The 19220-nt window shown below is 54.0% G+C and carries 18 protein-coding genes; 11 read left to right on the top strand and 7 right to left on the bottom strand.

Annotation, left to right across the window (positions count from 1 at the left end):
• The first annotated feature begins 101 nt into the window (after positions 1-101).
• From D3P08_RS16225 to deoD, 3 genes are all read left to right on the top strand, one after another.
• Positions 102-1103 carry a phosphatidylglycerol lysyltransferase domain-containing protein gene (locus D3P08_RS16225; RefSeq protein WP_119600758.1) on the top strand — a complete coding sequence of 334 codons (1002 nt, stop codon included), beginning with the start codon at positions 102-104 and terminating at the stop codon, positions 1101-1103.
• A 191-nt stretch (positions 1104-1294) separates the two neighbouring features.
• Complete coding sequence (locus D3P08_RS16220; protein WP_119600757.1) at positions 1295-2347, top strand: LLM class flavin-dependent oxidoreductase; 1053 nt, start codon at positions 1295-1297, stop codon at positions 2345-2347.
• A 236-nt stretch (positions 2348-2583) separates the two neighbouring features.
• Positions 2584-3288 carry a purine-nucleoside phosphorylase gene (gene deoD / locus D3P08_RS16215; protein ID WP_119600756.1) on the top strand — a complete coding sequence of 235 codons (705 nt, stop codon included), beginning with the start codon at positions 2584-2586 and terminating at the stop codon, positions 3286-3288.
• Positions 3289-3362: 74 nt separating this feature from the next.
• On the opposite strand, the gene D3P08_RS16210 is transcribed toward deoD, so the two are convergent.
• From D3P08_RS16210 to D3P08_RS16200, 3 genes are all read right to left on the bottom strand, one after another.
• Positions 3363-3674: a hypothetical protein gene (locus tag D3P08_RS16210; RefSeq protein WP_119600755.1), complete on the bottom strand. Its 312-nt coding sequence runs from the start codon at positions 3672-3674 to the stop codon at positions 3363-3365.
• 203 nt (positions 3675-3877) lie between these two features.
• Positions 3878-4354, bottom strand: a complete 477-nt coding sequence (gene greA, locus D3P08_RS16205; protein WP_119600754.1) for a transcription elongation factor GreA — start codon at positions 4352-4354, stop codon at positions 3878-3880.
• Between the two features lie 83 nt (positions 4355-4437).
• Positions 4438-4779 (bottom strand): zinc ribbon domain-containing protein YjdM, encoded by a 342-nt coding sequence (locus D3P08_RS16200; RefSeq protein WP_119600753.1) that lies wholly within the window; start codon positions 4777-4779, stop codon positions 4438-4440.
• A gap of 219 nt (positions 4780-4998) precedes the next feature.
• Here D3P08_RS16200 and D3P08_RS16195 point away from each other — a divergent pair, with 219 nt between their 5' ends.
• The 4 genes from D3P08_RS16195 to D3P08_RS16180 all read left to right on the top strand — a co-directional run bounded on the left by D3P08_RS16195 (position 4999) and on the right by D3P08_RS16180 (position 8264).
• Complete coding sequence (locus D3P08_RS16195; protein ID WP_240647576.1) at positions 4999-5463, top strand: sigma factor; 465 nt, start codon at positions 4999-5001, stop codon at positions 5461-5463.
• A gap of 106 nt (positions 5464-5569) precedes the next feature.
• Entirely contained in the window at positions 5570-7264 is a 1695-nt protein-coding gene (locus tag D3P08_RS16190; RefSeq protein WP_119600751.1) for a M3 family oligoendopeptidase, read from the top strand.
• Positions 7265-7534: 270 nt separating this feature from the next.
• Entirely contained in the window at positions 7535-7882 is a 348-nt protein-coding gene (locus D3P08_RS16185; RefSeq protein ID WP_119600750.1) for a DUF4234 domain-containing protein, read from the top strand.
• On the top strand, positions 7854-8264 hold the full coding sequence (locus D3P08_RS16180; protein WP_119600749.1) for a DUF2752 domain-containing protein: 411 nt from the start codon (positions 7854-7856) through the stop codon (positions 8262-8264). The genes D3P08_RS16185 and D3P08_RS16180 overlap by 29 nt, the downstream gene beginning before the upstream one ends.
• Before the next feature lie 15 nt (positions 8265-8279).
• Here D3P08_RS16180 and D3P08_RS16175 read toward each other — a convergent pair whose 3' ends face one another.
• From D3P08_RS16175 to D3P08_RS16160, 4 genes are all read right to left on the bottom strand, one after another.
• Complete coding sequence (locus D3P08_RS16175; RefSeq protein ID WP_119600748.1) at positions 8280-8756, bottom strand: hypothetical protein; 477 nt, start codon at positions 8754-8756, stop codon at positions 8280-8282.
• Positions 8757-8773: 17 nt separating this feature from the next.
• Positions 8774-9538, bottom strand: a complete 765-nt coding sequence (locus D3P08_RS16170) for a hypothetical protein (protein ID WP_119600747.1) — start codon at positions 9536-9538, stop codon at positions 8774-8776.
• Between the two features lie 97 nt (positions 9539-9635).
• The gene (locus D3P08_RS16165) at positions 9636-10331 is read right to left on the bottom strand and encodes a response regulator transcription factor (protein ID WP_206098970.1); all 696 of its coding nucleotides are present in this window, start codon (positions 10329-10331) and stop codon (positions 9636-9638) included.
• Between the two features lie 17 nt (positions 10332-10348).
• Positions 10349-12430 carry a sensor histidine kinase gene (locus tag D3P08_RS16160; RefSeq protein WP_147381815.1) on the bottom strand — a complete coding sequence of 694 codons (2082 nt, stop codon included), beginning with the start codon at positions 12428-12430 and terminating at the stop codon, positions 10349-10351.
• Between the two features lie 169 nt (positions 12431-12599).
• Here D3P08_RS16160 and D3P08_RS16155 point away from each other — a divergent pair, with 169 nt between their 5' ends.
• The 4 genes from D3P08_RS16155 to D3P08_RS16140 all read left to right on the top strand — a co-directional run bounded on the left by D3P08_RS16155 (position 12600) and on the right by D3P08_RS16140 (position 19211).
• A complete protein-coding gene (locus D3P08_RS16155; protein WP_162848504.1) occupies positions 12600-14471 on the top strand; it encodes a FecR family protein in 1872 nt (623 codons plus the stop codon).
• A gap of 11 nt (positions 14472-14482) precedes the next feature.
• Complete coding sequence (locus D3P08_RS16150) at positions 14483-16039, top strand: stalk domain-containing protein (protein WP_119600868.1); 1557 nt, start codon at positions 14483-14485, stop codon at positions 16037-16039.
• A gap of 18 nt (positions 16040-16057) precedes the next feature.
• Positions 16058-18025, top strand: a complete 1968-nt coding sequence (locus D3P08_RS16145; protein ID WP_119600743.1) for a hypothetical protein — start codon at positions 16058-16060, stop codon at positions 18023-18025.
• Between the two features lie 217 nt (positions 18026-18242).
• Positions 18243-19211 carry an alpha/beta fold hydrolase gene (locus D3P08_RS16140; RefSeq protein ID WP_119600742.1) on the top strand — a complete coding sequence of 323 codons (969 nt, stop codon included), beginning with the start codon at positions 18243-18245 and terminating at the stop codon, positions 19209-19211.
• Positions 19212-19220: the final 9 nt, after the last annotated feature.

The raw sequence follows: 19220 nt of genomic DNA, 5'->3' as shown, positions 1-19220 counted from the left end.
TATACGAAGCCGAGGAAACTGCCGATGATTTATTAAGCAAGCTGTTTCATCAACCCTCAATATGATGACATCATAGAATCGGCTCGGAGGTTAGTGTATACATGAATCAAATAAAGGAGACCCGGCTCCACCGTTTGCTCGAGAAGTGCGGATACGGATCGCACTCGCATCTGTATTTTTTAGGCGACAAGGAATGGTTCTGGGACTCGAAACGCGAATCGCTCATTGCCTACCGTTCGGTCGGCAACAGCAGAATCGCGCTTGGCGATCCGATCGGCAGCAAGCACGCCAAAAAACGAGCGGCGATGCAGTTCGTTGCGGCTTGCAGGAGCAAGCGATGTTTGCCGGTCTTCTATCAGACGAAGGCGGACATGCTCCACGTCTACAGAGAGCTCGGCTTGCGGGCGGCCAAGATCGGTGAAGAGGCGGCGATTGGTCTGCGGGGCTTTAGTCTAAGCGGCAAGGCCTGGCTGAAGCAGCGCAACCGGCTGAGCAAGTTTCGCAAGTGCGGTTATTCGTTCCAGATGCTGAAGCCGCCCTATTCCGTTCAGACGCTTGACCGTTTGGAAGCCATTTCGAATGAATGGCTGCAAGACCGGAAAGAAAAAAGCTTCTCCGTCGGCGCGTTCAGCCGCGGCTATGTCGGCCGGTTTCCAGTTGCAGTAATGACCGGTCCGGACGGCGGGATCGAAGCTTTTCTAACCGTAGCCGGAGCCTCCAATGAACCGTCTGACGACTCGCAGCTGACCGTTGATCTTATGCGGTACTCGCATTCCTGTCCGCAGGGCACCATGGACTACCTTATCCTATCGCTCTGCTTATGGGCTCAGGAGCAAGGCTATGGACGCTGCAGCCTTGGAATGGCGCCGCTGGCCAATATCAACGACATGCTGGCCGCGAGACTGCTGTACAAGTATGGGAGCCGTCTCTATAACTTCAAAGGTCTTTACGAGTTCAAAAACAAGTTCGCTCCGCAATGGGAAGACATCTACCTCGTCTATCCGCCGGCAACCTTCTCGTTAACGGCTGCGCTATTGACCTATATCGTCCATTCCCCCGTACAAGCGCCAGCGAGCCGGCAATACTTGTCGGCATCCGAATAACATTAAAAAACCGTCTATATAAGCCAGTACGAAATGGACCTGCTGCGGCGCAAAACCGCTTGCAGGTCTTTTCTGTTATACTACATGTGGCAATGACCGATACTAACGAATAACATCGCTAATCCACTTACAATAATTGATTTACATTATTATTTATAGTAGAATTGAGATAAGAAAAAGGAGGCTACGGCATGATCGAACTTGGAATCAGCACATTTCTGGAAACAACCTCGCATCCGAAGACGGGTGCGGCAGTGAGTCATGCGGAACGGCTCCGCAACGCGGTCGAGGAGATTGTCTTGGCGGATCAGGTCGGGCTCGATGTATACGGCATCGGCGAGCATCACCGCGCGGACTATGCGGCGAGCGCGCCGGCGGTCGTGCTTGCGGCCGCGGCTTCCCGCACAAGCCGAATCAGGCTGAGCAGCGCCGTTACCGTCTTATCTTCGGATGATCCCGTCCGCGTCTATCAGGCGTTCTCGACCGTGGACGCGCTGTCGAACGGTCGGGCGGAAATTATGGCAGGGCGCGGCTCGTTCATCGAATCGTTCCCGCTCTTCGGCCAAAGCCTCGATGACTACGAGGAATTGTTCGAGGAGAAGCTGGAGCTGCTGCTAGCCATCCGCGAATCGGAGAAGGTGACATGGCGCGGCGGTCACCGCCCGGCGATCGATAACCGGGGCGTCTATCCGCGTTCGGTGCAGGAGCCGCTGCCGGTATGGATCGCAAGCGGAGGCAGCCCGGAATCGGCCGTTCGCGCCGGTACGCTGGGACTGCCGATCGTATTCGCCATTATCGGCGGTATGCCGGAGCGGTTCGCTCCGCTTGTGAACCTGTACAAGCAGGCTGCCGCGAAAGCCGGACACGATCCGAGCAAGCTGCAAATCGCGACGCATTCGCACGGCTTTATCGCGGATACGACGGAGGCGGCGGCCGACCTGTTCTTCCCGTACAATCAGGCGCAGATGAATACTATCGGCAGAGAACGCAGATGGCCGCATTACGACCGTGACGCGTTCGACTCCGCGCGCAGCCTGCGCGGCGCCCTCTATGTCGGCGACCCTGAATATGTAGCGGAGAAGATCGTCCTCCTCTACAAAAACTTAGGGATTACCCGATTCTTCCATCATGTCGATATCGGCTCCATGCCGCACCGCGACGTGCTGCGCTCCATCGAGCTGCTCGGCACCAAGGTCGCGCCGATCGTGCGCAAGGAGCTGGAGAAGATGGAAGGCAAGGCTTAACTCGAAAGCCCATCTAAGAACAAGCCGAGACGTTAACCCCGTCCCGGCTTGTTTTATTTGCACCTTTTCGAAACGCCCTCACGAGCATTCGAATCCGACCTCCCGTATGCGCAGCAAGCCCACATACTGTTCGACTGACCTTGCAAAGCGATACATGCATGGAAGCGCTAAAAAATGCTATGATAAACGTTGTGCAACAAATATCCAACAATCAGACTAAATGGAGGCTGTAAACAATGAGTGTACATATAGAAGCAAAGGCCGGCGAAATCGCGGAAACTGTACTGCTGCCGGGCGACCCGCTGCGCGCCAAATACATCGCGGAGACGTTCCTGGAGAACGCCGTCTGCTATAACCAAGTTCGCGGCATGCTGGGCTACACCGGCACCTACAAAGGGCATCGCATTTCCGTCCAAGGCACAGGTATGGGCATGCCTTCCGCGGCTATTTATATCCACGAGCTCATTAACGATTACGGCGCCAAAACCCTCGTTCGCGTCGGCACCTGCGGCGCGATCCAACGGGACGTGAAGGTTCGCGACGTGATTATCGCGCAAGCCGCCGCCACGAACTCGGCCATTATCCGCAACCGGTTCCCCGGTTACGATTTCCCGCAAATCGGCGATTTTGAATTGATGATGAAAGCTTACAACAGCGGACTTAAGAAGGGGCTTCAGCTGCGCGTCGGCAACGTGCTGTCTTCCGACATGTTCTACTCCGGCGACCAGGAGATGACGGCGTCGCTGGGCGCGCACGGCGTACTCGCGATTGAGATGGAGGCAGCGGTGCTGTATTATTTGGCCAGCAAGTTCGGGGTGAAGGGGCTGTGCGTACTGACGGTAAGCGACCATATCCTGACCGGCGAAGAGACGACGGCGCTGGAGCGGCAGACAACCTTCAACGATATGATCGAGGTTGCGCTTGAAGCGGTGACGGTTTAATACCGAGCGAAAAGCTCCCTGAAGGCTTACGCCGTCAGGGAGCTTTTGGGTTGGGTCTATTTTTTTAGGCCTGCTTAAATTTTCGTTACCGGATTGTAGGTGAAATCCCTGACCATCCTCAGCACTTTAAATAACCGTATGCCTTTCGGTTTAGGCATCCGCACCCTAAATTCCATATAAGGGGATAAGTTTATTAATTCCGTATCCTCGTCATACTGCTCTTTAATTAATCGAATATAGTCGCCGACCGTGGCTTGTTTGCCTTTCTCTACAAGAAGCGGCAATTGCTCGTTTTTCACTTGGTAATACCCGATCACTTCAATCGTAACAAAATATCGGTCTTTGGATACCAGGCCGGTTTCCTTTTTCAGCATATCTTTATCCACTGCGTTCATTCCCCTTCGTGCGTGACTGCAGGCATATTCTCGCTGCGCGTTTCTCTTTGAAGTCTTACCCTTACAGTGCCCTTTTTCCAGCAGAGGAATGCACTTGTTTAAGCTTTCGCCGTGTTCCCTTTTTATGCGGATCCCGTGCACAAAAAAAAGCTGTCCGCGTACGCCTGACGGCAACGTTCCGGACAGCCTTTCAGTTAAACCTTGATCTCCAGAAGCTCGTATTCGATAATGCCCATCGGAGCGTTAACTTGAATTTTATCGCCGACTCTTTTGCCCATCAGCTCTTTACCGAGCGGACTTTCGTACGAGATTTTATTATCCGCGACATCCGCCTCGGTCGGTCCGACAACGCGGTATTCGATCTTCTCGTTAAATTCAACATCGTTCAACGTGACCAGCGAACCGACGCCTACCTTATCAGCAGCTATACTGCCCGTATCCACAACCCGCGCAATCTTCAGCATTCTCTCCAGCTGCAAAATTCTAGTCTCCAAATGCGCCTGATCATCCTTAGCCGAATGATATTCGCTGTTCTCCCTCAAATCACCGTAGCTGATCGCGACCTTGAGCCGCTCCGACAATTCCTTCCGCTTTACGGTTTTGAGCTCTTGAAGCTCCGCTTCGATCTTCGCCAGACCTTCCGGCGTTAAGACCAACTCTTCATTTGCCACGACGTAACTCCCCTTTCACTTTCACTTTACCATTGTACCCTAAAAACCCGGTAAATTACATGCTGCTTCCGCACCGCGCCCGTTTAAATCTTTTTCACAAACTCCGATTTCAGCTGCATCGCACCAAAGCCGTCGATTTTGCAATCGATATCGTGATCGCCTTCGATCAGGCGGATATTTTTCACCTTTGTGCCGATCTTGATGACGGACGAGCTCCCCTTCACCTTCAAATCTTTGATAACGCTGACCGCGTCGCCATCGTTCAAGATGTTGCCATTGGCATCCCGAACGACACGCTTCTCCTCTGCGCTTTCTAGCTCGGCTCCGGCCGGCCATTCATGCGCGCATTCCGGGCAAACATACATATTGCCATCCTCATAGGTGTATTCAGAACCGCATTCCGGGCAGTTTGGCAAAGTGGACATCTTCGCATTCTCCATCTCTTTTTTTCTTTCCAGTATAACGGAATCGGGCGGGAAGATACAGCGATGTAGTTGGAGAAGAGCAGCGCGCGAAGGCTTCGTTATGTAATGTCGCCGGCGTAGCAGGATACTGCTTTCTTATTCTAAAATGATTATAAAATGTCACATTCTGGAGCGCCCGATTGTCATATACGGTTAACTAAGCTAAAAGGAGGCGAGGCATTGGAGGCAGCCGAAACGAATTTACCTTTGGCGGAACTTATACTTCCGTATCATCAGCCCATCTTTAAGTATTGCTATCACATGCTCAGGCACAAGCAAGACGCCGAGGACGCCGCGCAGGAGGTATTCGTCAAGGCGATGCGGCATGGTCGTCCGCAATCCATTGACATGTATTACGAGAACGCCGGGGACCCTATCCAGCCGCGTATCGCCTTGTATATCTCGGAGGCTACAGGTTTTTCCTCGACGAGCAGAATGGCTCCGAAGACGGAGGTCATTCAGGCGGCTCAATCGGAGGTTCTATATGAAGAAGAGCATATGCATGTAACGCTTGTCGTCCCGCATCATAACAACAATCTGCAATATACAATTGCCGGAAACAGCTTCACGTCCAAAGAAGACCTCCTTCGCATCGCCGAAGGAATCCTCGCCGCTTCGGAGCCGCAAGCGTCAACGTCGCAATAAAACAACTATAATTCTTCATTACATTTTCTTCCGGCGCGCGAATGGATTACAATGGATTCAGGCAATCTTAAAATTTATCCATTCCCATGAAAGCGGGTGTAGAGACGTGAAGTTTAGCGAATATACGTATGAGCGTCCGAATGTAAAAGAGTTTGAAAGCAAGTTCAAAGCACTGCTTAGCACGTTCGAGTCGGCGGGGAGCTACGAGGAGCAGGATGCGGCGATGACCGGTCTGAACAAGCTGCGCAGCGAGTGGGGCACGATGGAGACGATTGCGAGCATCCGCCACTCTATCGACACCAATGACGAATTTTATAAAGCGGAGCAGGATTTCTTCGACGAGAACGGACCGGTCGTGCAGGAATACATAAACGACTACTACCGCGCGCTCGTCCATTCGAAGTTCCGCGGACAGCTGGAGCAGAAATGGGGCCGTCAGCTGTTCCAGCTCGCCGAGCTGTCGCTGAAGACGTTCAGCCCCGAGGTCATTGAAGATCTCCAGCAGGAGAACAAGCTGACGACCGCCTACTCGAAGCTGATCGCCTCCGCGAAAATCCCATTCGAAGGCGAAGAGCGAACATTGGCTCAGCTGGCTCCGTTCCAGCAGTCCACCGACCGCGACATGCGCAAGCGCGCAGCCGAGGCATCCTCCGGCTTTATGGCGGAGCATGAGGCCGAGTTCGACCGCTTATACGACGAGCTCGTTAAGACCCGGACGCGCATTGCGAAGAAGCTGGGCTTCGAAAGCTACGTTGAGCTGGGCTACGCCCGCATGCAGCGTACCGATTATAACGCGGAGATGGTGGCGCGCTTCCGCGAGCAAGTGCTTCAGCACATTGTGCCGGCTGCTACAAAGCTGAAAAAGCGGCAGCAGGCTCGTATCGGCGTCGATGAGCTTCTCTACTACGACGAGAACCTCGCCTTCCTCACCGGCAATGCGACACCGAAGGGCGATCCCGACTGGATCGTCGCGAACGGGAAGAAGATGTACGCCGAGCTGTCGCCGGAGACGGACGCTTTCTTCCAGTTCATGCAGGATAACGAGCTGATGGATCTCGTCGCGAAGAAGGGCAAGCAAAGCGGCGGGTACTGCACGTACATCAGCGAACACCAAGCGCCGTATATTTTCTCCAATTTCAACGGCACTTCGGGAGATATCGATGTCCTGACGCATGAAGCAGGCCATGCCTTCCAGGTGTACGAAAGCAGAAGCTACGCGGTGCCGGAATACGCCTTCCCCACTTACGAGGCATGCGAGATCCATTCGATGAGCATGGAGTTTTTCACTTGGCCGTGGATGGACCTGTTCTTCAAGGAGGATGCCGACAAATACCGGTTCGACCATCTCGCCAGCGCGCTCATCTTCATCCCTTACGGCGTCACCGTCGACGAATTCCAGCATTACGTCTACGCCAACCCGGACGCGACGCCGGCCGAGCGGAAGCAGGCATGGCGCGAGATCGAGAAAAAGTACTTGCCGCACCGCAACTATGCGGACAACGCGTATTTGGAGCAAGGCGGGTTTTGGCATAAGCAGGGTCACATTTTCAACTCGCCGTTCTATTACATCGACTATACCCTGGCGCAAATTTGCGCGTTTCAGTTCTGGAAGAAGATGCATGAGGACCGCGACTCCGCTTGGAAGGCTTACGTCGATCTTTGCCGCCTAGGCGGAAGCCGGTCCTTCACTGAGCTGGTCGACGCCGCAGGCTTGATCTCCCCGTTCGAGGATGGCTGCGTCACTTCGGTAATCGGAACGATCGAGAGCTGGCTGGACAGCGTGGACGATACGAAGCTCTAAAAACAGAAAGCCTCTTCTCCATGCGGAGCAAGAGGCTTTCCTTCTGTTTCCGGTCAGGCAATGGATGCGCAAAAGCTTGTCAGCCTCGTGTTAAATATTCTTTCCTATCATCTAGCAACCTCCCTTTTTTTATATCTTGTCAGCGGAACGGGTTTCTCCTATACTAGTAGCTGTCGCCCAATGTCAGATTTTGCAGAATTGACACATTTGAGCGTAAATTCAATTTCACGGGGAAGCCCTGAAATATACTAGACAACAGGAAGGTGCACTATGATTAAAGAAAGAAATATCGCGCTAGCCATCATCCTATCCTTGATCACTTGCGGTATTTACGGGATTTACTGGTTTATCGTCATGACGAATGAAGTAGGTACGCTTTCACGGGACGACTCGTTCACCGGCGGCAAGCATTTCCTTCTGACCATCGTAACTTGCGGCATTTGGAGCTTCATTTGGTCTTACCAAGTGGGCAAGCATGTTGCGGAAGCGCAGCGCCAGCGCGGAATGATTGTTTCCGACAATTCCGTTCTGTATCTCATTCTTACGTTCTTCGGTCTTGGCATCGTAACGTATGCTTTGGTGCAATCGGATGTTAATAAAATGGCTAAAATGGTTTAAGGCGATCGCCAATAGAAACCCCAAACTTGTTTGGGGTTTCTTCATTGGCGCCGGCGCGCTTCTGTACTTGAAGGTGTGGCTGCCGCTGACTCGAATCGGAATCCCATGCGTTTTCCACGAGGTGACCGGCCTATATTGTCCGGGCTGCGGCATGACGAGGGCTGCGCTTGCCTTGCTGGAGCTCGATTTCGGGCAAGCCTTCCGCTACAATCTGCTTATCTTTTTTCTTGTTCCTCTTTACGCGGTATACGTGCTGGCCCATAGGAAACAATGGCGCCGAACAGGCCGGTTCATCATGGCCATCATGCTCGCCGCGACAATTCTCTTCGGAGTGCTCCGGAACTTTCCGGCTTTTCATTGGCTTGCCCCAAGCGACATATAGAAAGACCGATAAGCCTCAGGCGTATCGGTCTTTTTCGCTCGATTTAATCCGGGTAATCCCCAGCGCTTGATGCTCCCATAACAATTGCTGAACCGTCCGTCCCATTTCCTCTTCGCATCTGACCATAAGCACGATTTCGGAGGTCATTTTTTTGACTCCCGTCAAATTTTTCCTGACCAGGAACAGCTTTAAGAGAAAGCCTGAGCCCATGCCGAATACAGCGCCGATGATTCCCCAAATAATCGGTCCCCACGCCAGAACGTAGCCGTAAATCGCGCCCAGCAGCATAAAGACGGTCCCTAATATCGCCGCAAGGTCCAGCATGCTGAAGCCATCCGCGCTGTGAATCGTGTCGAATAGCTGCCTCGGCTCTACTCGTTTGTCCAGGGGGGCAGCGAAAATATTAGCTCGCGGGATATCCCGCTGCTCAAGCGCGGTAATCGCGAGCTCTATGAAAACCGAATTCTCGAAAGTCGCGATAATCAATGCCATATCGTCACCTCGGTCCGCTATACCGGAAATTCAAAATCGGGGCTCTGGTAATGGGTGCGCAAATATTTGGACAGTTCCTTTTCGAACAAAATATTATAGTCGACGGAGGAAGCGTAGGCGTCGTATAGGATAAAAAAGTAGATGGACGGCAAATACATCACCCATTGCATATCCATGACTTGCTTAGCCTGAACGAAATCGCCGACCATGGAGAACATGATGCCTCTGGGAATGTGAGCGCAATAGAGGACCGCAACCGTATAGCCGAATATAAAAAAGCCGGTAATGACTTTGTGGACATACAGATGCCCGAGTCCCGGAACAAGCATCGACCACACCATGGCTACCCAAGGCTTGCGTTTGTCCAAAAAATTAATATCCCATGTGCCGATTTTGAAAGCGGCGATTGGCGCGTCCTCCCGATCCGCCAGTAGATACTGCTTATTGAAATCGACCGTTGTGCGGTAGCTGTCCCAAATCCCGAGCATGTAAATGCCGACATACAGGATCAGCCATCGCTCTTCGATGACTTGCTTCGCCATTTCGAAATCGCCGATTAACGAATACATAATGCCCAGATTGACATTCGACATGTTATTGATGAACAGCTCCCAGCCGATCAAGATAAAAGCCGGCGCGTAGCGATGCTGCATAAGATGTCCAAATCCGGGGTAAGCAAAGGAAAAAAACGCGACAACCCATGGGTTGCGAAGACTGATCTGGCCGATGGAAAATTGAGAAATCTCAGCTCTGGTGCGACGCGGAGAATGGTTATGAATCATGGCATATTCCTTCTTGAAGTGATGGAAAGCTTTTTGTATGTTTTCCAAATAAAAGGAATTTATGCTCATGAAGCGGATAGGTGCATTAAATGTCCTGTCAGCGAGCTTTGAATTTATAACCGAAGCCCCGGACAGTCTCAATATACCTCGGGGCTGCGGGGTTCTCCTCGATTTTTTTCCGAAGATTGCGAATATGGACCATGACAGTGCGGATGTCGCTATGTTTGTCCCAGCCCCACACCTGTTCATACAGTTGGTCGACATGGAACACCTGCTCCGGATGCGACGCGAACAGCAGAAGAAGCTGCAGCTCCTTGGCAAACAAGTGAATCGCTTGTCCGTTCACGCGCACTTGACAGGCCGCATGATCGATTTCCAGCCGGTCGTCCTTCCAAAGCAGCGTTTCGGAGGCGGCCGGCGCTTCGTATCTTTTCCGCCTTCTCAGCACCGACTTAATGCGCGCAATGACAACACTGGGCTCAAACGGCTTCGTAATATAATCGTCCGCCCCAAGCTCAAGCCCGCCTACGATGTCCGCCGCTTCTTTTTTACAGCTCATCATAATGATCGGCAGGTCCGATTGCTCGCGGATGCGCGCCGTCAGCTTCGTTCCTTCCATATCGGGAAGCACGATGTCCGTCAGCAGGAGATCCATCCCGCCCTGCTCGCACAACCGCAAAGCATCCAGCCCGTTAACGGCAGTGATAACGGAATAGCCGTGTTTGCGCAAATAGGCGGTCAATATTTCCATAATATCCTCATCATCTTCCACAACCATTACCGTTTCCGCCATAACCGTCCCTCCCCATTTCATCTTAAACTCGCAGGAATTCGGAAATAAAAGACGTTTCGGGCGCTCTCATCCTTAACAAAACCGATGCTTCCTTGATGATAGGCCATGATTTCCTTACAAATCGCAAGCCCGAGACCGCTGCCGGCTTGCTTCGCCGAACCGCCATGCTTGCCTCGATAGAACCGGTCAAAGATATACGGAATCTCTTCTTCGGGAATACCCGGTCCTGCGTCGATAACCTTCACGCACAGCGCATATTCCGCGCCGTCCGCCGTCTCCAGGCACACGCTGACGACAATATCGCCTCCCGCATATTTACGCGCATTGCCGAGAATATTGGAGAGCACTTGCTCAAGGCGGATCCCGTCTGCCTTGATCATGATCTGCTTATGAGCGGGAAAAGGCGTCTCCTCCTTCCATATAAAACGCAGCCCTTCCTCGACCGCCCACTCTGCCGCATATTGTTCGAACATGCGGCGAAGGAGGGGCAGCGCGTCATACTCTTTGAAATGGAAGGAAAGCTGCCTCGTCTCCAGCTTCGTCAGTTCAATTAAATCGTCGATGACTCTCTCGAGCAGCAGCGTTCGCTCATGAATGCGCCGCGCGTATTTCGGATCGCCGCCATCGACAATACCGTCCATCATAGCGCTGGCGTAGCCTTTAATGGAAGTGAGCGGCGTTCCCAGCTCATGGGAAATATTCGCCAGGAGCTGCTTGCGGAATTGCTCCATCCGAAGCAGCTCTTGGTTCGCTTCCTCGAGCCTGCCGTTCGCAGCCGATAATGCCGCCGTCCGTTCCGACACCTTCCGCTCCAGCGTCGCGTTCGCTTCCTTCAGCTGCCCGCCAAGCGCCTCCGCCGTATGGAACGCTTTGGAGAACTTCGCCGATACTTGAATCGCCTGCATAAACAGTAGAAACAAGAGACCGAACGGCATCCATGTTCCGGTGGCAACCGCTTGATTATAGTAGAGAATATCGTTCACAATCGCGATGGCCATGATGGCAAACCCGATACCATCCGCTAGCGAGCCTTCCCGCCGCTTCCATGCTGCCCTGGCGTAAATTGAGATAACGTAGAGGATCGTCGGCAAAACGACAATAAGCTGATAAGGCAGCATGATCCGGGTATACAGATCGGCGGGTGTTAGAAGCACCAATGCCAAGACCAAGCTTTGCACGGCAGCGGAGCATCGATTCGTCAGCCGGCTTGCTTTGTTCGGATAACGGCCGTTCGCGTACAGCATGAACATGAGAAACGCGACGCAAGCCGAGCCGTATTCCAGCTTTACGCCGGTCTCCCAAGGAATAAACGGGAACACGGACATGCCCGCCGTCTCGCCCAGAACCATCGTGCGCACGCTTATGGCCAGACAGAGGATGCCGAAATAAAGCGGAATCCTGTCCTTCCGGCGGAACATATATAAGCAGACATGGTACAGTCCCATAAGGACCAAGCTTCCAACGATAAAGAGATCGGTCATCAGATTTCGTTCGCGTTCGCCGGCGATATCGTCCGCCGTCCCAAGCCGAATGCTTTCCCAAATCCCGCCCTTGCGCTGAACGAAATTGGAAACCTGCACGACGATCTCGTTGTTGCCCGCCCTCGGCTGGAAATAAACCGTTCGCGGAACATTGCGCGGCACCATCGTTTGCCGGTCCACTCCTACCGTTCCATTCGCGGCCAGCTCTTCTCCATTCACCCATAGCCGGTAAGCTGTGGCTACACTGCGTATGTATAAGCCCATTGTCCGCTCGCTTGCGCTTTCAGAGAGCGTGAACGTCAAACGGTAAGTCCCATACCCGCGGTTGGACAGCCGTTCACCCCCCCACCGCTGTCCTCCCCATTGCCCAGGGACCATAGCCCCTTCGCCTCGCGCCGCATTCGGCAGCTCCCCCTGAACGAAGGAGTCCGGCATGAGCAGCCGCTTCCAGTACAGCTTCCACTCCCCGTCCAAATTCGCGCTTCCGTCCTTATGGAAGTCCCATTCCGTAAAATCCGCGTTTCCTTCCGTCCACTCTGCCGCTTCCCCGTTGACGGACACAGGCAGCAAGGCAACGAGCAGGATCAGCAGCGGCACACACCAGATGAATCGTTTCATTCCAGCCTCCAACAACGCGTTCAATCGATTATTCCCTACTATTCGACAGGATCTCTCGCTTCCCTTTATTAAATCTATTGTAAATTCGACATGGCCGCCGTTTTTTAAACAGTTTTTAAACTGGCGCGTGTATCGTAGCAGCAGGAGATGCACAGAAAGGAGCTTATATGTGAAAAACAATTCGATTTTCAGCGCTAGAGGGCGGCACGGGCTTGTCCTGCTTGCTTGCTTTCTTGTCTTGGCGCTCGTTCCAGCCTCTGTATTCGCGCTTGCTTCCGAACGATCCGTCACGATTCTAGAGGCCAAAGGAGACGCGACCGTTCGCCTAGCGGGAGGCCAAGCGTCTTTCCCCGCTTATGCGGGAATGAAGCTGCATGAAGGAGATACGCTTAGAACGGGGGCCGGGGCTTATGCGATTCTAATGATCGACGACCGGAAGGACGAGCTTACTTTAGGCGAGCACGGCGAGCTGTTCCTGTCCGATCTGAAGTCGCAAGGAAAAGCGGCCATCTCGCGGTTTACGCTGCTGTCCGGCGCTATAAAGGCGCATGTGGAGGAGCGGACGGGGGAGAACGCAGGAGAACGATTCGAGATCCGGACGCCGACCGCCGTCATGACCGCCAAAGGCACTCACTTTCTAACGATCATAAACAAGAAAACCGGAGAGACCGGTATGGTTGTTGCCGCCGGAGTTGTCCGCGCGTCGACGGTCACCTCCTCGGAGACCGAGCAAGCGAGACGAAACTTGCAGGAAATTGAGCACGTTCTGGTCTATCCGGCCCAGCAACTTAATCTGGATGGGCGCCTGCAGGCGGACGATCTTCGAACGAAGGTAGAATACGTCGATATCGGCCAGATCGTGAGTCAATTGCCGCCTAAAGTAATTGAAAGCCTTGTTAAAAGCACGCCCGACATCCTAAAAGAGAATGAGCAAATCGCTGAGCAGCTGAAAAAGCAGCTCGAGGCAGGCATTACTCGTGCGGAGGGGTCTACTCTTCTTATTCAAGACGCGGACGATCTAAGCAAAGTCGGCGCCAACTTCGATAACTTTATCCCTAACCTGGCGAAGGAAGCGATCGACCAGCATAAGCTCGAGCAATTCCTTATTGACGAAGCGAATAAAAAAGTGGATGACCCCGCTAAAAAAATCGATCTTACCCGTGTAGAGAAAATCGATAAAGCAGCCGGGCTCGATCCCGAAATTGAAGCGTTGAAGCGTGCCGAGCAGGAGGGCGAAAGCCGCTTATTGGAGGAACAAAGCCGGCTGCTCGAAAACCAGCAGCGGCTGGCTGCCTTACTGCAAAAAGTAGAGGCCGATAAGAAGGCGATTGACGAGGCGAACCGGAAAGCTGCCGAGGAAGCCGCGCGCAAGGCGGAAGAGCAGCTGAAGGCGAAGCTTGACGAAGCGTCGCGCAAAGCGTTTGAGGAAAGCAGAACGCGGAACGAACAATCCTCCCGTCCATCGGGGACTGTTCCAAGCTCGCCTTCGCCAAGCACGCCGCCTTCCAATCCGGATCCGGGGACGGACCCTGGCACAGACCCGGATACCGACCGGGAGAGAACGCTCACTCTGCGCAACGCTGTCTCAAACGGAAGGACGGTGACGGCAAACCTTTACATTGGCGGCTTCGATCAGCCTGAGGAGAGCATTTACGCGGTCGAGGTTCATCTTCTCTATGAAAGGAACAGGCTAAGCTATCACGGCAAAAACCTTTTGCCCAAATCGCCGAATACCGTGTTCGGAGCGCTGCCGGGCAGTATGGAGATCATTAGGCAGCCTTTCGCTTGGGGCGACGAGGCAAGCCTGTATTACGCGGCGGTCAGCGACAGCTCCGGCGCCAGGGAAACCCAGCTGCACGTATCGGGAGAGAAGCTGCTCGTCAGCATCCCGCTTCAGCTTATGACTGCTAACGACGACGATCTAACAATAAAACTCGCTTATTACAAAGTTTTGGATAAAGACGGCAATGTATTGCTGGACGGAAGCAGCCTAGCGGATGATCCGATCACCGTTGCCGTGCAGCCAGCAGAAAGCAGGTGAAGCAATTGCAATTGAAAAAAACAATAACCATCCTTCTTGCGTCAGCCCTTTCCATTAGCACGCTTGCGGGCACGGCCGCCGCTTCCTTCGCTCAAGACAGTCTCGTCGGCGATAAAGGGCAAATCATGCTGGACGTCACAACCTATGCGGGATCGGGAGACTATGGCAGCATAGGCGGCATGAAGCTTCAAGCAGAGTTCCGCAGCCCTTCCGGGCTTCTGGTCCGCCAAGACGGCACCTTAGTCGTCACCGACCGGGACAACCATCTGCTCCGCTCTCTATCGGATGACGGCGTGGAAACCTTGGCCGGCGTCATGCTGCGAAAGGACGCCGAAGGCCTGCCAATTGGCGGCCTGCTCGACGGCTCCGCCGACGCTTCGTTGTTCCAGAGCCCGTCAGGCATTGCATCGAATGACAAAGGCGAGCTGTATGTCGCAGACACGGGCAATCACGCCATCCGCAAAATCGGCTCCGACGGACGTGTCACCACGATTGCGGGCAGCGGGCTGATGGGCAGGACTGACGGGCCGGGCGCCCGCGCGGCCTTCAACTCGCCGAGCGATGTAGCCGTGGCCGCAGACGGCACGGTTTATATCGCCGATACCTTAAATCATGTTATTCGCAAAATGACGACGGCCGGCGAAGTCGTTACGCTTACGGCTCCATCCGACCGGGTCGTCGAGGCTTTTCCGGGCGTTGCGGTGCCGGCCGGCGACTTCGCGGACGGCGATATGGCGAAAGCAAAGTTCAACGAGCCTACAGGGCTCGCGCTTGACGCCAGCGGCAACCTGTACGTCAGCGACTCCGGCAACCAAAGCATTCGCTACATCAATTTCGCCACGGGCAAAGTGACGACCGTTGCCGGCATCGGCGCCGGTCTTAAGCAAGGCGCTTCCCTGTATGCGGACCGGACGAAGCTTTACGCGGAGGGCGGATTTGCCGACGGCAAGGCCTCTGCCGCATCATTCCGCTATCCCGCCGGTATCGCCGTTACCGAAGAAGGCGGACTCGTCATCGCGGACAGCCTGAACCACTCGATCCGCTATTTGCGCGACGGAGAGGTCGTGACGCTGGCTGGACAGCCGTCCCTGCTTACCGGCGAGAGGGATGGCGCGGATCGTCTAGCGTCCTTCCATCGCCCGACTGATGTTGCGGTCGCTCAAGACGGAAGCGTCTACGTTGCGGATTCCCGTAACAACAAAATCCGTCTGCTCACGCCTTACCAGCTTCCTGAGCTGCCCGATTCCCGCGCGCTGAAGGTTGTGCTCGGCTCTGAGCTCGTCTCCTTCGACGCCCAGCCGGAGATGGTGAACAGCAGGGTCATGGTGCCGGTTCGCGCGGTCGCAGAGCAGCTCGGATACGAGGTGGAATACGCGGACGGCGAGAGGCTTGTTACCTTTACGGGAGAAGAAGGCGCGGTCATTGAGCTGCGCATCGATGCGGCTTCGCCGTACGCGCCTTATTTGAAGCAAGGCCGCGCTTACGTGCCCGTGCGGTTTATGGCGGAGGCGTTAGGCCTCGACGTGCAATGGAATCAAGCGAACCGGACGGTCATCTTGAGACCTTAACGAACTGGAGGATTTGCAATGAAAATGATACAGAAGCGCGCCCGCATGGTTGTCGCGTCGCTTCTTGCGGCGGTTCTGCTCCCTTGGAGCGGGGCCGTTCCGGCAAGCGCGAGCAGCGGCGGAAGCATCCTGGCGGCGCCCTACCCGAATATGCAAGACGTGGCGTACGACATTCAGTTTACGGCAAGCGAAGCGATTCCCGCTTCGCCGGAAGGCTCTCTTTCGGTCGAATTCCCTGCAGCCTATTCGCTGCCTGACGAGGCCTTGTTTGCCGCCGGCACCATTATCAGCTCGGAGCTAGCCGTTCCTGGCGGAGATACCGAATACAGCTACTATGACATCGTTAACGTAAGCGTCGATCCCGCCGCGGAAGCGCCGACCGTGCAGTTTGAATTAAGCGATGCGATACCGCCTGGCAGCGCGGTCACGATCAGGATGTGGGAGGAGGTTGGCATCGACAACCCCGATTCCGGCAGCTACACCTTCTATGTCGGCAGGACGGACGGATCGTTAACGGCTATTCCGTTCGAGATTATTAGCGGCGCGTCGGTGTCTCAATTTACAGTCGCTTCCGATGACAATGGACGGTATTTAAGCAATTACAGCGGTTATTCCAATCTTTCCACCTATACGTTCCAATTCACGCCCGCCACCGCTTTAAGCAGCGGCGACCGCATTCAAGTAAAAGTGCCGGACCAGTACAGCTACGACAACGCCTTCTATTGGAGCCCGGCTTCCATCCGTTTAGACAAAACGAGCGTCACGCTTAACGGCGGCGAAGCGGCGGACGCCTTAAGCGGCGCAAATACCGACTGGGACGATTACGGCTATCCCGCGCTTACGTTTACGCTGAACAGGCCGATTGAGGCCGGCACGGATGTCGCCATTACGCTTTCGAATTTCTTAATAACGCCCGATCGCGTAAGGGCGACGCCTGGACCTGCCGCTTTCGAATTGACGACGAGCAAGGATCTGATGCCGAAAGCATTTGCGTTCAACTTATACAGCCGCAGCGTTACGGACTTCTACCCCGATGCCGATTCGTATACCGTCACAGCCGCATCGGGGTATCAGTTCTCGTTCACGGTCATGCAGCCGATTGCCACGGATACGCGAATTGCGATCACGTTCCCGGCGGGAATGCTGCCGGAGACGCTTGAATCCGTCGAGCCCGATAAGATAACGATTAATGGCGTTCCAGCAGCTTCCGCCTCGATTGACGGCAGCCAATTGTTCCTGACGCCATCGGCTGCTCTGTCCAGCTTTACGACAGCCAGCATCGCCATTGCGGAAAGTGCGGGGATTCATAATGCGGCATCGCCCGGATTCCACACCTTTAAAATCCAACCTGAGAGCGATATGCTTCCCGCAGAGCGCGATATCGGTTTTATTCCGGCCGAAGGAAGCTCCTTGAACGGCGCAGGTCACGGCAGCTTGGATTCGGGCGGCGCACTTCGGTTTCGGTTCCCCGTTCATACGATATTAAAGGGCGGGGATACGATAACGATTACCAGCCCGGAGGGCACTCTATTGACGGATGAGGGCATCACGGTTCAGGACATCGGCATTGAGCCGCTGGAGCTTGATCCTTCGGCAGAGATGAGTCATCCCGTTTCCCTGGAGCGCCCATCGGGCAATAAGCTAACCTTTACCCTTCCACCTGGTTACCGCCTCGACCCGGATTACGCGTTCACGATCCGTATTCCGAACATCATTGCGAGCGAGCCGGGAAATTACGTTTTTACGATTGCGACTTCGCAGGAGACGATTCCTCTGGCGTTCAATATCATGAACGATCCGTCAGCGGATGACCTCTCTTATGATCAGAAAGCGTTAATCGATGCCGATCGCGACGGCCTCCACATGGACGATATCGTTCGTTTCATTAAGGCAGGCGAGGGGCTTGACCTGAATCATGACGGCCGGTTCGACAATCTGGATATGCAAATGCTGCTTGCCGCCATCGAACCGCTCTCTGAATGGTAAAAGCCGCTCAAAAACAAACATTACGGTCTCATAACGGTCGGTCAGGAATTATCTCCTGGCCGGCTTTTTTCATTTTTTTGGATTTTTTTCAACCGGCGATGAACGATTTCGATCTCTTATCCGTCGTAGAACATGTAAGCAGGATTAGAGATAGGGGGAGAGTCGCATTGAAGCCGATTGTTTTGGCGGATTTTCAAAAAAGCGGGCGGAGCGCAGCATGCTAAAAAAGCTAGGAAAGATGAGTTTGTATGTGATCGCAGGAATGTTATTGCTGCTCGCCATCGGAGCTCTCTATCAATGGATGGGGGTTCAAAAGGATCGGGACCATTATGTTCCGGTCGGGGATCTGTATGAGGTGAACGGCCATAGGATGCATTTGTACACGGAAGGAACCGGTGACGCAACGGTAGTTTTTGCTTCGGGCTGGGGGACCGTCAGTCCTTACGCCGATTTTTATCCCTTAACGGAAAGGGTGGCGTCGTTTGCCAAGGTGGCTGTATATGAACGTCCGGGCACAGGCTTCAGCGAGCTAACCGATCAAAGACGGGATATTGACGTCATGGTCGAAGAGATTCACTCTCTGCTGCAGTTATCCGGACAAAAGCCGCCGTATGTCTTCGTTGCCCATTCGTTAGGTTCCCTTGAGACCGTTCGGTACGCGCAGACCTATCCGGGGGAAGTGCAGGGAATCCTCCTCATTGACGGAGGAACGCCTGAGTATTATGCGGAAGCACCCGCCGTTACAGCCATGTCGCACTTGCAACGATTCGCGGTTAACACGGGGATTGCCAGAGTCATTATGCAAAGCGGCAAGCTTGCCAAGTCCATTCAGAGCGAGCGCAATGAATTAAGACTGCTCCCGGCAGAGCTGCAGGAGCTGGAGAAAAGAGCGCTTCTTCTGAAAGGCTTTAATCGGAATATGACAGACGAGCTGGGATTAAGCCGGGCTAACGCCAAGAAGGTGGCAGAGGGCAAAAAACCGCTCGAGATTCCATTGATCGCCTTAACCGCAGACCGCTTTGGCAGCCGAAACAATAAGGCCTGGCTGGAAAGTCAAAGAAGCTGGGCAAGCTGGTCGCCGGATGCGGAGCAGGTCGTCATTCGCGATTCCAAGCACTACATTCATCTCTATCATCCGGATCTGGTGGCTAAGGAAGTAGAAAAGCTGATCAAAAAACCGAATTAATCCTATAGG

This window comes from Paenibacillus nanensis, assembly GCF_003583765.1.
GTDB lineage: Bacteria > Bacillota > Bacilli > Paenibacillales > Paenibacillaceae > Pristimantibacillus > Pristimantibacillus nanensis.
Note: the sequence above shows the minus strand (reverse complement) of the source record. Positions and strands in the feature narration are given on the sequence as shown.